Source organism: Kitasatospora sp. NPDC058048 (genome assembly GCF_042885555.1).
Lineage (GTDB): Bacteria > Actinomycetota > Actinomycetes > Streptomycetales > Streptomycetaceae > Kitasatospora > Kitasatospora lactacystinica.
The window spans coordinates 86,998-100,283 of the sequence record NZ_JBHVRT010000015.1; the positions used below are offsets into that span (position 1 = coordinate 86,998).

Below are 13,286 nucleotides of genomic sequence, written 5' to 3' on the forward strand. Positions count from 1 at the left end.
CGGAGGGGGCGGGGGGTGTCCACGCGGACGCACGCGAAGCACTGGAGACCGGAGACCGTCGTGTCGCACCACCTCAGCGGACCGAACCTGCGCTCACCGGAGGGTGACGCGCGCCTGGATCTGACCGACCTGTTCGCCTTCGCCTCGCGGGAGCCGGGCCGGACGGTGCTGATCATGAACGTGAACCCGGTCGCACCCAGTGGCGGGCAGGCCTTCCATCCGGAGGCGGTGTACCGGATCGACATCGACACCGACGGCGACCAGCGGGCCGACATCGCGTACAGCTTCACCTTCTCCGAGCCGGTGGGCGGGGCGCAGAGCATGACGGTGCGGCGCACCACCGGCGAGGGGGCGCGCGGGCACGAGGCGACCGGTGAGGTGCTGGTGTCGCGGGCGCCGGTGAGTTTCACGGGCACCCCGGCGGTGGTGGAGGCGGGGTCGTACCGGGTGAGTGCGGGGCTGCGCAGCGACCCGTTCTTCGCGGACCTGGACGGGATCGTGAAGGACTTCCAGTGGACGGGGGTGGACTGGGGCGCTGACAAGAACGTCTTCGGGATCGTGCTGGAGGCGCCGGACGCGGCGTTCGGCGAGGCGCCGGAGATCGGGGTGTGGGCACGGGTGAGCGTGCGCAAGGACGGTCGGCTGGTGTCGGTGGACCGGGGTGCGCATCCGTCGCTGACGGCGTACTTCAACGAGGAGGACGTGAAGGACGCGTACAACGCCGGGGAGCCGGTGGACGACTGGGTGACCTACCGTGATCCGTGGACGGCGAAGCTGCAGCACTTCGGCGGGTACACCACGGACGCGGCGCACGCGCAGCTGCGGATCGTGCTGCCGGACGTCCTGCGCTACGACCGGGCCCGCCCGGCCGTCTACCCGAACGGGCGCTCGCTGACCGACGACGTGACGTCGGCGCGGCTGACGATGCTCACCGACGGCAAGGTGTCCGGTGACCACATCGGGCCGCACACCGATCTGCTGCCGGCCTTCCCGTACCTGGGCCACCCGCACTGACCTCGGGGCCGGGCCGGCGGGACGCCGGTTCCGTGGAGCGCCGGTTCCGTGGGGGGGGCGCCCGACTCGCGGGGGGTTCCCGGCTCGTTGGGGGGGGCGCCCGGCTCGTGGGGCAAGCAGGCGCGCCCCTGTCAGATGTCAGGGACCGCTGCGGGCGCCGGATTCCTAGGCTGACGGGCACCGGACGGACGGGTCGTCCGTCCTCGTACCAGCCAAGGGAGAACCACTCATGCGCAGGATCACCCACGCCGTCGCCGCCCTGGCCATGGCCGCCGCCGCGCTGACCACGATGGGAGCCGGCAGTGCCGGCGCCGCGGCCGGCGACTGGGCGGGCTGCCCGTCCGGGGCGGTCTGCATCTACCCGCAGGACCAGGACCCGGCGGTCAGCCCCAGTGCCGTCTACCGGAGCTACGGCGCGCACAACCTGAGCGGCCAGTACGGAAACCACTGGGTGCTCAACAACCAGACCGGCGGCGCGCACGCCCACCTGTGCCGTGCCTCGGGCGGCGGTGACTGCGTCTACGACATCGCGGCGCAGCGCGGCGTGTACGACGACCTGGGTCCGATCAACTCGATCACGCTCGACCGTCCCTGACGTTTCGTCAGGTCCGAGCCGGGAGTGCCCGCCGTCCGAGGGGAGCGGCGGGCATTCCGCTTTCCCGCGCCGCGGGTGCGCCGCCCGTCCGAGGCGCGTTCACGAAGATAACGAATGGTGGTGGATTCCGGGGAGTTTGGTTTTACTTATTGACGTCATGTACGCGCCCAGGTTTAACTCCCCCCACCCCGCCGCGAAGCCGCGGCGATCCCAGGGAGAGGTATCCGATGAACGCCGTACTGCGTCGCGCCCTCGTCTCCACCGTGGGCCTCGCGCTGACCCTGTCCATGACCGCCGCGTGCGGGAAGGCCGGCGGCACCAAGAACGAGGCATCCGCCGCCGGCAACCCCGACGCCATCGGCCTGCTGCTGCCCGAGAACGCCTCCTCCGTGCGCTACGAGTCCTTCGACCGGCCGTTCATCGAGGCCAAGGTCAAGTCCCTGTGCGCGCAGTGCAAGGTGCTGTACAACAACGCCGAGGGCAGCGCGGCCAAGCAGAAGCAGCAGTTCGACACCCTGCTCACCCAGGGCGTCAAGGTGATCATCCTCGACCCGTACGACGCCGACTCCACCCAGAGCTGGGTCGAGGAGGCCGCCGCCAAGGGCGTCAAGGTCCTCGCCTACGACCGCCTGGCCAGCGGCCCGGTCGCCGCGTACACCTCCTTCGACAACGAGAAGGTCGGCGAACTCCAGGGCCGGGCCCTGCTGGACGCGCTCGGCCCGCAGGCCGCCGAGGCCAACATCGTCATGATCGACGGCGACGAGGCCGACCCGAACTCCGCCCAGTTCAAGTCCGGCGCGCACAAGGCCCTCGACGGGAAGATCAAGAAGGTCGTCTACGAGCAGTCCGGGCAGTGGAACGCCGCCGTCGCCGCGCAGAAGATCTCCGCCGCCGTCACCGAGTTCGGCAAGAACGGCTTCCAGGGCGTCTACTCCGCCAACGACGGCATGGCCGCCGCCATCATCACCCAGCTCAAGGGCGCCGGCATCAACATCCCCGTCGGCGGCCAGGACGCCAGCCTGGACGCCATCCAGCGCGTCGTGAACGGCGACCAGGCGTACACCATCTACAAGGCCTACCGCCCGATCACCGACACCGCCGCCGAACTGGCCGTCGCCCTGCTGCGGGGCAAGGACGTCAAGAGCATCGCCCCCGACAGCGTCGACAGCGCCACCGCCAAGAACATCCCGTCCAAGCTGCTGGACGCCAAGGTCGTCACCAAGGACACCATCGCCACCACCGTGGTGGCCGACGGCATCTACAAGGTCTCCGACATCTGCACCGCCGACTACGCCGCCGCGTGCGCCGCCGCCGGCCTCAAGTAGGCCCCCTTCCAGCAGGCCTCTCCAGCAGGCCCCTTCAGCAGGCCCTCTCCAGCAGGCCTCGGCTATCACACCAAGTAGCCGCTCCCCCAAGGTGGTTGTTCCCGTGACAGGCGCACCCGTCCTGCAGCTGCGCTCGGTCTCCAAGCGCTTCGGTGCCGTCCAGGCCCTCACCGACGTCGACCTCGCCGTCCACGCCGGCGAGGTGCTCGCCCTCGTCGGCGACAACGGCGCCGGCAAGTCCACCCTCGTCAAGACCATCGCCGGCGTCCACCCCGTGGACGAGGGCACCCTCGCCTGGCACGGCGAGCCGGTGCGCCTGGCCCGCCCCCAGGACGCCACCGCCCTCGGCATCGCGACCGTCTACCAGGACCTCGCGCTGTGCGACAACCTCGACGTCATCGCCAACCTCTTCCTCGGCCACGAGAAACGCCGCCGCGGCCTGCTCGACGAGGTCGCCATGGAACAGCACGCCCGCCGGCTGCTGGACACCCTCTCCATCCGCATCCCCGACGTGCGCACCCCCGTCGCCGCCCTGTCCGGCGGGCAGCGCCAAGTGGTGGCCATCGCCCGCGCCCTGGTCGGCGAACCGGCCCTGGTCGTCCTGGACGAGCCCACCGCGGCCCTCGGCGTCGAACAGACCGCCCAGGTCCTCGACCTGGTGGAGCGGCTGCGCGGGCAGGGCCTGGCGGTCGTGCTGGTCAGCCACAACATGGCCGACGTACGGGCGGTGGCCGACACCGTCGCCGTCCTGCGCCTGGGCCGCAACAACGGCGTCTTCCCGGTTGCCGGCACCACCCAGGAGCAGATCGTCGCCGCGATCACCGGCGCCACCGACAACGCCCACGCCCGCCGGGCCCGCCGCACCGGGCACACCGAGGAGGCCGAGGCCGTATGAGCACCCCCGAAGCACCCGCCCCTGCCACCGCCCCCGCCACCGCGGCCACGCCGGACCCCAGGCTGCACAGCACCGAACCGGGCTGGGCCGGCCAACTGCGCGCCGCCCGCCGGCGCCTGGCCTCCGGCGAGCTCGGCTCGCTGCCGGTCGTCGTCGGCCTGGTCGTCATCGCCGTCGTCTTCCAGTCCGTCACCCACCACTTCCTGCAGGCCGACAACCTCACCAACATCACCCGCTTCATCGCCGGGCCCGGCCTCATCGCGGTCGGTGTCGTCTTCGTGCTGATCCTCGGCGAGATCGACCTCTCCCTCGGCTCGGTCGCCGGCGCCGGCGCCGCCATCGCGGCGGTGCTGACGGTGCGCCAGGGCTGGAGCGAGTGGGTGGCGATCCTCGCCGCCCTCGGCGCGGCCTGCGTCATGGGGCTGCTGCACGGCCTGTTCTTCGCCCGTGTCGGCGTGCCCGCCTTCGTGGTCACCCTCGCCGGGATGCTCGCCTGGAGCGGCCTGCAGGAGTACGTGCTCGGCGACGGCGGCACCGTCAACAACCGCCACGGCGGCGTCGTCGCCGGCCTGGACAGCACCTTCCTCGGCGACGGCGACATCGCCTACGCCTGGGCCCTGGCCGTCCTCGCCCCCGTCCTCTACCTGGCCACCCGCCTGAACACCGCCCGCCGGCGCCGCGCCGCCGGCCTCACCGCACCCCCCGCCGCCGACAGCGCCGTGCGCGCCGCCGCCCTCGCCGTCCTCACCCTCGCCACCGCCTACACCCTCAACCAGGACCGCGGCCTGCCGCTGTCCCTGGTCGTCCTGCTCGGCGCCGTCCTCGCCACCGACTTCGTGCTGCGCCGCACCCGCTACGGCCGCCAGGTCTTCGCCGTCGGCGGCGGCGTCGAGGCCGCCCGGCGCGCGGGCGTCAACGTCGCCCGGGTACGGATCTCCGTCTTCGTGCTCTCCGCGTTCCTGGCTGGCCTGGGCGGCCTGTTCTACGCCTCCCAGCAGGGCTCCGCCGACAAGCAACTGGGCAGCGGCAACGTCCTGATGAGCGCCATCGCCGCGGCCGTCATCGGCGGCACCAGCCTCTTCGGGGGGCGCGGCAAGACCTGGTCCGCCCTGCTGGGCATCCTCGTCATCCAGTCCATCACCACCGGCCTGGACATGGTCCACGCCGCCCAGGCCATCCAGTACATGATCACCGGCGCGGTGCTGCTGGCCGCCGTCGTCCTCGACTCCCTCACCCGCCGCACCCGCAGCAGCAGCGGCCGCCGGTAGCGCCAGCCGGCCCGGCGGAACCCAGGCTCGGCGCCCCGCGATGCGGCGGGGCGCCGGGCCCTTTCGCAGCCCGCCTCCCACTCCGGAGCTTGCCTCCCGCTCCGGAGCTTGCCTCCCGCTCCGGAGCTTGCCTCCCACTCCGGCACCGCGGGAGGATCGGCCGATGTTCGAACTGCTCCCCGGCATCGGGGTCCAACTGCCGGGCGCAGCGGGCACCCTGCGGTTCGGCCTGGACGACCGGACGACCGCCGAGACCCTGGCCGGGCTCGGCCCGCTCCCGCCGAGGCCCGTACCCGACACGGTCCGGAGCCGCACCGCCCGCTGGGCGGACATCGAAGTGACCGCCAGTGCCGAGGAGCTGGACGGCGCCGAGGAGCTGGGCGGGGCCGGGGCGGAGCCCACCGAGCCTGTCCTGCGGTCCGTCGTGCTGAGCCGCGGCCGGTCGGCCTCACACGTGCCGGGCGGCACGCCCGTCGTCCTCGCCGACGTCGATCTCTTCGGGTACCCGGCGACCGAGGTGCTGGAGGCCCTGGGCGACGATCTGCCCGCGGAACTCTCGATCGCGCCGCAGGACCGGCACGGCTACCTGACGGCCGTCACCCTGCGAGCCACCCCGCCACCCCCGCCGGCAGGCCGACGGACCCGGGCCGCGGCGGAAGCCGTCGAGGTCGAACGCGCCCTCGGCGGCTACCAGTACCTGTGGACCACGGAACGTGACCGGTGGCAGCTCCACGAGAGCGGCGGCGGCCATGTGGTCCGGCGCCGGGACGCGCCGTGGACGCAACTGCTGATCTGCAACGACACCTTGGCGCAGCGGATCACTGCCGAGATGCTCGCAGCCGGCGTGGACGTCGTTCCGGAGCGGTTCTGAGCCCTCCCCGGCCCCTGTCGCGGGTCTGGGCCGAGCCGTCGACCGGGCCCGTGGTCGACCGAGCCCGTGCCCGGCCGAGCCGTCGACCGAGCCGTCGACCGGGCCCGTGACGGAGAGCCCGGTGGACGGCCGTCACCGCGGTTGCCGGGTCCCGAGCGCCCGGGCGAGCTGCCTGCCCTGCGCGGGTGTGATGCCGTGGGCGAGCTGCCGGGCGAACCGCGGGCTTCCCGGGACGTCGCACCGCAGGATCCCGGCGACGGCGCGCTCCCGCCCTGCCCGGGGCCGGGCCCATCGCCGGCCCTGCGGTGCGCTCCAGCGAGCGGGTGCCCAGCGCGGGTGCCGCAGGACGAAGGCGGCAAGGTGCGCCGCGTTCTCCGGGGGTGTCCCGACGGCGGCCAGCGCCGCCCGCACCACTTCGGCGGCGTCCGGCGGCAGTTGCGCGTCGCCGAGGGTCGGCAGCAGGAGCAGCAGCCGCACGGACGGGTCGTGCACACCGGGCGCGGCGCGGTCGGGCGTGCTCGCGACGTGGATCAGCTCCCGCCAGGACAGGCCCGGTCCCTGCTGGTGCTCCGGCTCCGGGAGGCGGGTGTCGACGGCGGCGAGACGGCCCCGCAACCGGCCCCAGTCGGGGTGGACGACCAGGTACTCCGTTCCCCACTCCGTGGGAAGGTCGCAGCTGTACACGTGCACCGCGTGCCCGCCGCCGAAGGGCAGGCGCACCTCCAGCCCCTCCAGCATCGCCGTCTCCCACACGGCGTCGGCCTCGGCGGCACCGGTACCGAACCACCCCGCGACCAGCTCGCGCTCGGTGTCGGCCACCGCGCAATGCCGTGTCAGGTAGGCGGCCCACCACTGCGGCCGGGCCGCTGTCCGCCCGCCATGTCCGTCGTCCAGCACCGGGTCAGGCTCTCACACCCTGTCGCGCAGGATCGGCGCCCCGACGGCCAGGTCGCCTTGCCCCCCCCCGAGCTGCACCCTTCCTCCACGCCCGCACGGGCAACAGGGCCGGCATCGGACAAGTCGGCATCCCTGCCCACCTCGCGGACCAGCAGGACCGTTCCCCGGTCGGCCGTCGTCAGCTCGCCGCCGGGGGAACGGCGTGTGCGGCTGCGCGCCGGGTGATGGCATCTCCCCCCCCGGTACTCCGCCTCGAAGATCGGCGCGGACATGATGGCGCTCTCCTGCCGGCACACCTTCGCACTGCCGGCCTCAGCGGTCCGCCCGTTCAACACCTACGGCCCGCGCCAGTCGGCCCGCGCCGTGATCCCCACCATCCTGGCCCAACTCCACTCCGGCGCACGGGAGATCAGGCTCGGCTCGACGACTCCCACCCGCGACTTCACCTACGAGACCGACACCGCGGAGGGCTTCCTGGCCATCGCCCGTGCCGACCGCGCGCTCGGCGAGACCGTCAACCTCGGCACCGGCGGCGAGATGTCGATCGACGACCCGGCCAAGGCCCTGCTCGTCGCCTCCGGCCGGGACGCCGAGCACCTGCACCTGCTCGCGCCGGACCGCTACCAGGTCCGACACCGGCACCCGAGGCGGGGGCGGGCCCGGACCGGTCCGGGCCCGCCCCCGCCTTCCCCGCGTGTCCCGTTCTCCAGCCTTCCCGCGCGTCCTGGCCGCCGCTCTGCGCGCTGGATCTTTAGGCCTGAAAGTCGCTATCCGAAACCGGTGATCAAACCATAGGAATGGCTCCACGGCCTGACCGGCCACCCCCGACCAGAAGGAGCCTCACCCATGATTCGCCTTCGTACCACCTGTATGGCCGTCGCCGCCACCGCCGCGATGCTCGCCCTGGCCGCCGCGCCCGCCCAGGCCGCCCCGGGTGACGTCACGACCTCGTGCGCAAGCGTGGTCACCCCGGCCGGCTTCGTCGACGTGAGCTGGGGCTACAGCAGCAGTTGCGGCACGGGGAGCTTCAGCCCGAACATCAAGCAGATCAAGCAGCTCACCGGACTGCCCGTCGGCACCGTGGTCCAGGCCTGCTCCACCACCTACCCGCCCGCGGGCTGGGTCCAGACCAGCTCCTACTACACCAGCAGCTGCGTCGCCTGGTCGAACCCGAGCCTCAACAACAACGCCTGGCAGCTGAAGCGCGTCTCCTGATCCGGCGGCCCCGGCGGCTCCGCTGATCCGCTGATCCGCTGATCCGCCCGGACCCTCGGTCGGGTGCCTGACCCGAGGACCTGACCGAGGGCGCCGGGACCGGACGCGCCGGTGCCGACGTGATCAGCGGGCATGCTCGGGGCTGATCGAAGACCGTGCAGTTGTTGAGGTGTCAGTTGTCGCTGCGCCCCGGCTCCGGTGAGCAAGCCCCTTCTCCGACCGCTCGGATCGCGCGGTCGAGCAACCCCGTCGGCACGACCGCAATGCGGGTCGGAGACCGGCTGGACGGGCTGTGGTGCAACGGGGCTTCGCGGGCCGGTACCCGCGCGACGGACGCCCGGTCCGTCCGGGCAAGAACCCCACCCGGCCCAAGGCCAGGATCCTCGCCGCCGACGACGGCAGCCTGCCACCCTCCGCCTCGGCGATCGTCTCCCTGCACGACACGACGGCTCGCTACGTCCGCCGCGGGCACATCATCAGCTGGAAGGGGTTCGCCGCACATGTCACCGGGACGAAACCTCGTTATCGAGACCGCCTTCCGGACCTACCCGGACGAGAACGACATCCCCCGGCCGAAGTCCTGGCGAACCCTTGGCACCTGAGCTCGCAAAATCACCGACAGAGTCAAGCTCGGGCGCTGCTCGCGGATGCGCGACGGTGAACGCGCCCGGCTCCTGCCGCACTGCACAGGAAGTCGGCGGGTCCGACTTCCTGTGCACGGCGCGGAATTCAGGTACGGGCTGCTTGGGTGCGGCAGTGGGTGAGGGCGTACTTGAGGCGGGTGTCGGGGTTGGGGGTGGTGGTGAGGAGTTCGCCGGCGGTGACGAGGGCGGCCCAGTAGGTGGTCGGGTTTCCGGTGCGGGGGAGGGGTCGGGCGGCGGCGAGGGAGAGGTAGGCGGCGGTGAGGTTGCCGGTGGTGAACCAGCGGTGCAGGCCGTGGTGGTGGCCGGGTCGGATGCCGCCCATGGCGTCGATGGCGACCAGGAAGAGGTCGACGACGGCGAGTTCGGTGTCCGTGAGGGAGGCCGGGACGTCGAAGACGCCGAGGGCTTCGAGGAGTTCACCGGTGTCGGTCTCGGAACCCGCGCGGGGGTTTGCGAGGAGGGCGTCGTGGCACTCGTCGAGGCGGCGGATCGTCTCGGCCAGGGGAATGGTCAGGGCGAGGCAGACCGCGCGGGCGGAGGGAACGGGCTTGTGGGTCCGGCGGGCGAGCAGGGCGTAGGTGTCGGCGGGGGTCCGGCCGCGGGAGAGGGCGTGGCCGGCGAGGGTGGTGAGGTGCATGGGAGTTGGTGCTTTCAGGCGGTGGCGAGGGCGGGGCCGGGGGCGGGCGCGACGAGGGCCCAGACGTACTTGCCGATGCCGCCGGGGCGGTTGGCGCTGCCCCAGCGTTCGGCGAGCCGGTCGACGAGGAGCAGGCCTCGGCCGTGTTCGTCGTCGGGGGCTGGGGTGTGGAGGGTGGGGTGGTCGGTGCCGGCGTCGTGGACTTCCAGGCGCAGACGGGAGCCGGTGACGGTGAAGCGGACCTCGATGTGGCAGTCGTCGGGGGCGTCGGAGTGCTGGACGGCGTTGGCGAACAACTCGCCGAGCAACAGTTCGGCGGTGTCCGAGTACCGGTCGCCCGCGGGGAGGGCGGAGAGGTACGCGCGGAGCAGGTAGCGCGCCAGGGGCGTGGACTCGATACGGGAATCGAGGCGCGCAACGAACATGCGGGGACGACGGGCAGTGAGCATGGGGACCTCGGAGGGCGCGGAGAGGAACGTAACGAGAGGATCGATCGCAACGGTGGGTTCCGGCAATTGCGGCCCCACCGTGATTTCACGGTGGGGCCGCTACAGGTCGACAGCCATTCACCACAGCGTGACGAAAGCCGACTCAGGGTTCCGCAGGAATGGCCTAGCGTGGAACTACAACCCTCTGTTGGACGGAGCCAAGATGCCCCGCGCCGCCGACCCGCGGACTGCCGCTGCCCGACTTGTCTCCACCGCTGAGGCCTCCGGCTGGACACCCTGGCAGCTATCCAGCGCAATCGCGCGTGAATGCGCTGTGAGTCTGCTTCAGGCTGCACGCCTCAGCCGTGGATGGTCCCTGCGACAGGCAGCCGACGAACTCGCCCAGCTGGGCCACCGCGTCACCGTGCAACAGCTCTCGGCCTGGGAGCAGGGCACCACAAGGCCATCGATCGAACGTCTTGACGCGTTGTGCCGCCTCCACCAGACCAGACCAGACCGTCTGGGCTACGGCACCGACTACACCCCTGTGGACAGCCAAGCTGCCCCTGAGTCCGCCCCGAGCACCAGCATCAGCACCGAGGTTTCCGTGGACCCGATGCAGGCAGAGATGCCGACTGCCCGGCACGCCATACTTCGTGGACTGCTCAGCCAGGTAGGCCTGAGCCTGTCCGCTCCGGTCTTGTCCGCCCTCATGAGCGCCCGCCAGGACGGGGCCGCCGTCTTCACCGCGAGCGTGGCCGACACCACCGTGGATCAGTGGGAGAACACCGCTGCCGAGTATGGCCATGCTTACCAACACACTCCGCCGGCCCGGCTCCTCGGCGATTCCGTGTTGGACTTCCTCGACGTCCGGCAGCTCCTCAGTCGCCGACAGTCGGCCGACCACCGCACCCGTCTCTGCCACGTCGCTGCCAGACTCGCCGCCACCGCAGGCATCGCCCTGGTTGCGATGGGCGAGCACCGCGAAGCACGGGCCTGGTACCGGGTTGCACAGCTTGCGGCCGAGGAAACTCATGACCGTGCCCTCCGCGCGTGGCTTGTAGCACGTGAGGCCGTCATCCCGTTCTACTACGGGGCGCCGGCGGGCGCGGCCGAGCTGGCCGAGCGGGCCCGGGTGATCGCGGGTACCACGGTGTGTGCCACCGCAGCCTGGGCGCCTGCGCTGAAAGCTCGCGCGCTCGCGCGCCTCGGCCGCCACGAGGAAGCCCGCGCCGCCATGGTCCTCGCTGAACGGGCGTTCGTCCGGCTGGGGGCAGAACACACCGCCGACCTGGCATACGGGTACACGGAGCGTCAACTTCGATGGCACATGGGCAGCATGTACACCACGCTTGGTGACATCCGGCGCGCGCAGCAATCCCTTGACCAGGCTCTCAACCTCTACACACCCACCCAGTACCTCGACCGAGCGCTCATTGCTTTGGACCAGGCAGACGGCCTGATGCGTATCGGTGAGATCGGCTCGGGAGCGCAAACCAGCATGGTGGCGGTTGCCACGCTCCCGGACGAACACCGGACCGGGATTGTGCTGGCCCGGGCCCGGGAAGTCGCGGCGGCGGTTCCACCCCGTGCGGCCCGCCTGCCGCTGGTTGTTGATCTTCGCGAGATGTTGGCCCTGCCGAACTAGGGCCGCCGGGCTAGCAGTTGGAGCAGCCCGGTGACCGCGACGCCTGCCACGATCTCCCGCCGGTCGATCATGTCCTGGATCCGGGAGATCGGGATCCACTCGATCCGGTCAGCCTCATGGGTGTCCGCCGGCGGTGCGACGTAGGTGGCGCCGTGGGCAAGGAACACGTGGTGCTCGGCGTTGCTCATGCCGCCGATGGGCTGGGTGTAGGCGAGTGCCTCGACCTCGTCCACCTGCCAGCCGGTTTCCTCGAACACCTCGCGGACCGCTGCGGCCTCGAGGGATTCTCCGTCCTCAACGATGCCGCTGGGGATCTCCCAGCTCCAGGTGCCCGTCGCGAAGCGGTGCCGCCACATCATCAGCACCTCGTCCCGATCGTTGATCAATACGACGGCGGCAACCGGTGCGAAACGCACCAGGTGGTGCTCGTACCGGTCCCTTCCGAGCGGCTCGACGTCGACCAGGTCGAGCCGCACCCACGGGCTGGTGTAGACGGGACGGCTGCCGTGGACGGTCCACTCGCTGCTCACTCGTACCTCATGATCTCGGTGGGGCGGGTCGGCGCCATCCTGCCAGAGGTGCCAGCGACGGCGGCACGGCCGACGACCTGTACTGGAAGCGCATGACCGAGCCGCTCGCGCCCGCCTGCCCGGCCGAGCGCTTTGCGTGACGGGCAGTCGGGCTTGCCGCCCGGCCCCAGGGGTCGCCCAGCAGGGCAAGGACGTCCCCTGGCGTCCTCGCCGGCGCCCGCGCCGTCATGGTCCTCGTCAGTACGTGGAGCGTCGTCTTCGCTCACGTGGGCAGCGTTTGCACCACGGCGGCCCGGACACCACCCGATCAAGCTTCAGTACGTCCAGGACTGCGCACCTGGCACACGCCGTCCGGGCCGCCGGTTCGCGGCCGACCGACGTCGCTGTCCGAGGACGCCGTGAGCAACTGACGCCAGGACTCGTGGTCGAATCCGGCGGCGTTCGGCCGCGATGCCCTGAGCGGCTGATGGAATGACTGGCGGTCAGGTCGTGAAATCACCACCCGCCGTTCCGAGGATCAGACGCGAGGGGGCGATCGGCGTGTCGAACCCGATCGCCGCGACGACGAAGAACGAGATTCCGATACCGAAGGCCACGGAATGGGGCTGGTCGAGGTTGAACGTGTTCTGACCGTCCAGCCCGGTGCGGTGTTCGCCTTCGCCTGCGAGGTTCTCGAATTGCTGGATGGGCCCTCCGGAAGCGTCCCAGACGTGCACCCGGGTGAGCCGGCCGAATCCAACGTCGGTCTTGAACAGGACGAAGACCCTGACCAGGTTAGTCCGGACGTCGTTGACGATCACCGGCGTCGGTACGGCGATGTGGAACCAGCTGGTCTTCCCGGGTGTGATGTCCACATCGGAGCCCCACCCGAAGTGTCCGTTGCGGCTGAGGTTCTCGGGATTCTCCACCACCATGGCGTTCCCGTGGACCCAACTCGCCTGCAGCGCCACAATACCCACCTCCTCGGCAGGTTATTTCTTTTCTTGCAGTCTCACACTCCGGAGCCCTGGCTCACAAGAGTCCGGCCCCGCATACTTTCTGCTGTCGCGGGCCCATTACCGATTCGTACAGTAACGGCGAAGACGGCGGCTCGCCGCATGAGCCCGGACACGCAACTCTCCGAGCCCCGGCCGGAGACGGACGGCCGGCCTGCCATCGCGCAACGCCCTTTCCGGCGATGACCGGCTGCGCGCATTTCACCGCGATGCGGGTACGCGCTCGCCGACGACATCGAGGACGTCCACGCCGCGCGGGGAGTCGGCCGGGCCGACGTCCCGCGCCCCACCCGCGGGGGGGGGGGGGGGGGGGGGCCGGGCGGG

At 71.4% G+C, this 13,286-nt stretch carries 13 protein-coding genes and 1 pseudogene; 9 read left to right on the top strand and 5 right to left on the bottom strand.

What is annotated here, in order from left to right:
- Positions 1-60: 60 nt before the first annotated feature.
- The 6 genes from ACFVVA_RS17885 (at position 61) to ACFVVA_RS17910 (ending at position 5,968) form a co-directional block, all read left to right on the top strand.
- A complete protein-coding gene (locus ACFVVA_RS17885; RefSeq protein WP_387690531.1) occupies positions 61-1,014 on the top strand; it encodes a DUF4331 family protein in 954 nt (317 codons plus the stop codon).
- 229 nt (positions 1,015-1,243) lie between these two features.
- Complete coding sequence (locus ACFVVA_RS17890; RefSeq protein ID WP_387690533.1) at positions 1,244-1,609, top strand: hypothetical protein; 366 nt, start codon at positions 1,244-1,246, stop codon at positions 1,607-1,609.
- A 227-nt stretch (positions 1,610-1,836) separates the two neighbouring features.
- The gene (locus tag ACFVVA_RS17895; protein ID WP_387690534.1) at positions 1,837-2,934 is read left to right on the top strand and encodes a sugar ABC transporter substrate-binding protein; all 1,098 of its coding nucleotides are present in this window, start codon (positions 1,837-1,839) and stop codon (positions 2,932-2,934) included.
- Between the two features lie 103 nt (positions 2,935-3,037).
- Entirely contained in the window at positions 3,038-3,829 is a 792-nt protein-coding gene (locus tag ACFVVA_RS17900; protein ID WP_387690536.1) for an ATP-binding cassette domain-containing protein, read from the top strand.
- Positions 3,826-5,097: a sugar ABC transporter permease gene (locus ACFVVA_RS17905; RefSeq protein WP_387690538.1), complete on the top strand. Its 1,272-nt coding sequence runs from the start codon at positions 3,826-3,828 to the stop codon at positions 5,095-5,097. The genes ACFVVA_RS17900 and ACFVVA_RS17905 overlap by 4 nt, the downstream gene beginning before the upstream one ends.
- 163 nt (positions 5,098-5,260) lie before the next feature.
- Positions 5,261-5,968, top strand: a complete 708-nt coding sequence (locus ACFVVA_RS17910) for a hypothetical protein (RefSeq protein WP_387690540.1) — start codon at positions 5,261-5,263, stop codon at positions 5,966-5,968.
- A 132-nt stretch (positions 5,969-6,100) separates the two neighbouring features.
- Here the strand turns inward: ACFVVA_RS17910 and ACFVVA_RS17915 are convergent, their stop codons facing one another.
- Positions 6,101-6,865: a hypothetical protein gene (locus ACFVVA_RS17915; protein WP_387690541.1), complete on the bottom strand. Its 765-nt coding sequence runs from the start codon at positions 6,863-6,865 to the stop codon at positions 6,101-6,103.
- 243 nt (positions 6,866-7,108) lie between these two features.
- Here ACFVVA_RS17915 and ACFVVA_RS17920 point away from each other — a divergent pair.
- Both ACFVVA_RS17920 and ACFVVA_RS17925 read left to right on the top strand, forming a co-directional pair.
- Positions 7,109-7,459, top strand: a pseudogene (locus ACFVVA_RS17920) (NAD-dependent epimerase/dehydratase family protein); the annotation flags it as partial.
- Positions 7,460-7,711: 252 nt separating this feature from the next.
- Complete coding sequence (locus ACFVVA_RS17925; protein ID WP_387690543.1) at positions 7,712-8,080, top strand: hypothetical protein; 369 nt, start codon at positions 7,712-7,714, stop codon at positions 8,078-8,080.
- Between the two features lie 729 nt (positions 8,081-8,809).
- Here the strand turns inward: ACFVVA_RS17925 and ACFVVA_RS17930 are convergent.
- Positions 8,810-9,361 carry a hypothetical protein gene (locus tag ACFVVA_RS17930; RefSeq protein ID WP_387690545.1) on the bottom strand — a complete coding sequence of 184 codons (552 nt, stop codon included), beginning with the start codon at positions 9,359-9,361 and terminating at the stop codon, positions 8,810-8,812.
- Between the two features lie 14 nt (positions 9,362-9,375).
- Complete coding sequence (locus ACFVVA_RS17935) at positions 9,376-9,786, bottom strand: ATP-binding protein (protein ID WP_387690547.1); 411 nt, start codon at positions 9,784-9,786, stop codon at positions 9,376-9,378.
- 337 nt (positions 9,787-10,123) lie between these two features.
- Between ACFVVA_RS17935 and ACFVVA_RS17940 the strand changes: the two genes are divergently transcribed.
- A complete protein-coding gene (locus ACFVVA_RS17940; protein WP_387690549.1) occupies positions 10,124-11,437 on the top strand; it encodes a helix-turn-helix domain-containing protein in 1,314 nt (437 codons plus the stop codon).
- Here ACFVVA_RS17940 and ACFVVA_RS17945 read toward each other — a convergent pair.
- Complete coding sequence (locus tag ACFVVA_RS17945) at positions 11,434-11,967, bottom strand: NUDIX hydrolase (protein ID WP_387690551.1); 534 nt, start codon at positions 11,965-11,967, stop codon at positions 11,434-11,436. The two genes, ACFVVA_RS17940 and ACFVVA_RS17945, sit on opposite strands and share 4 nt — an antisense overlap.
- Before the next feature lie 482 nt (positions 11,968-12,449).
- Complete coding sequence (locus ACFVVA_RS17950) at positions 12,450-12,917, bottom strand: DUF6623 family protein (protein WP_387690553.1); 468 nt, start codon at positions 12,915-12,917, stop codon at positions 12,450-12,452.
- Positions 12,918-13,286 lie beyond the last annotated feature (369 nt).

What these genes read in the sequence shown, in the direction of transcription:
- ACFVVA_RS17910 (WP_387690540.1), top strand. Translation starts at nt 5,261, where the DNA reads ATGTTCGAACTGCTCCCCGGCATCGGGGTCCAACTGCCGGGCGCAGCG.
- ACFVVA_RS17935 (WP_387690547.1), bottom strand. Translation starts at nt 9,786, where the DNA reads ATGTTCGTTGCGCGCCTCGATTCCCGTATCGAGTCCACGCCCCTGGCG.
- ACFVVA_RS17905 (WP_387690538.1), top strand. Translation starts at nt 3,826, where the DNA reads ATGAGCACCCCCGAAGCACCCGCCCCTGCCACCGCCCCCGCCACCGCG.
- ACFVVA_RS17890 (WP_387690533.1), top strand. Translation starts at nt 1,244, where the DNA reads ATGCGCAGGATCACCCACGCCGTCGCCGCCCTGGCCATGGCCGCCGCC.
- ACFVVA_RS17925 (WP_387690543.1), top strand. Translation starts at nt 7,712, where the DNA reads ATGATTCGCCTTCGTACCACCTGTATGGCCGTCGCCGCCACCGCCGCG.
- ACFVVA_RS17930 (WP_387690545.1), bottom strand. Translation starts at nt 9,361, where the DNA reads ATGCACCTCACCACCCTCGCCGGCCACGCCCTCTCCCGCGGCCGGACC.
- ACFVVA_RS17895 (WP_387690534.1), top strand. Translation starts at nt 1,837, where the DNA reads ATGAACGCCGTACTGCGTCGCGCCCTCGTCTCCACCGTGGGCCTCGCG.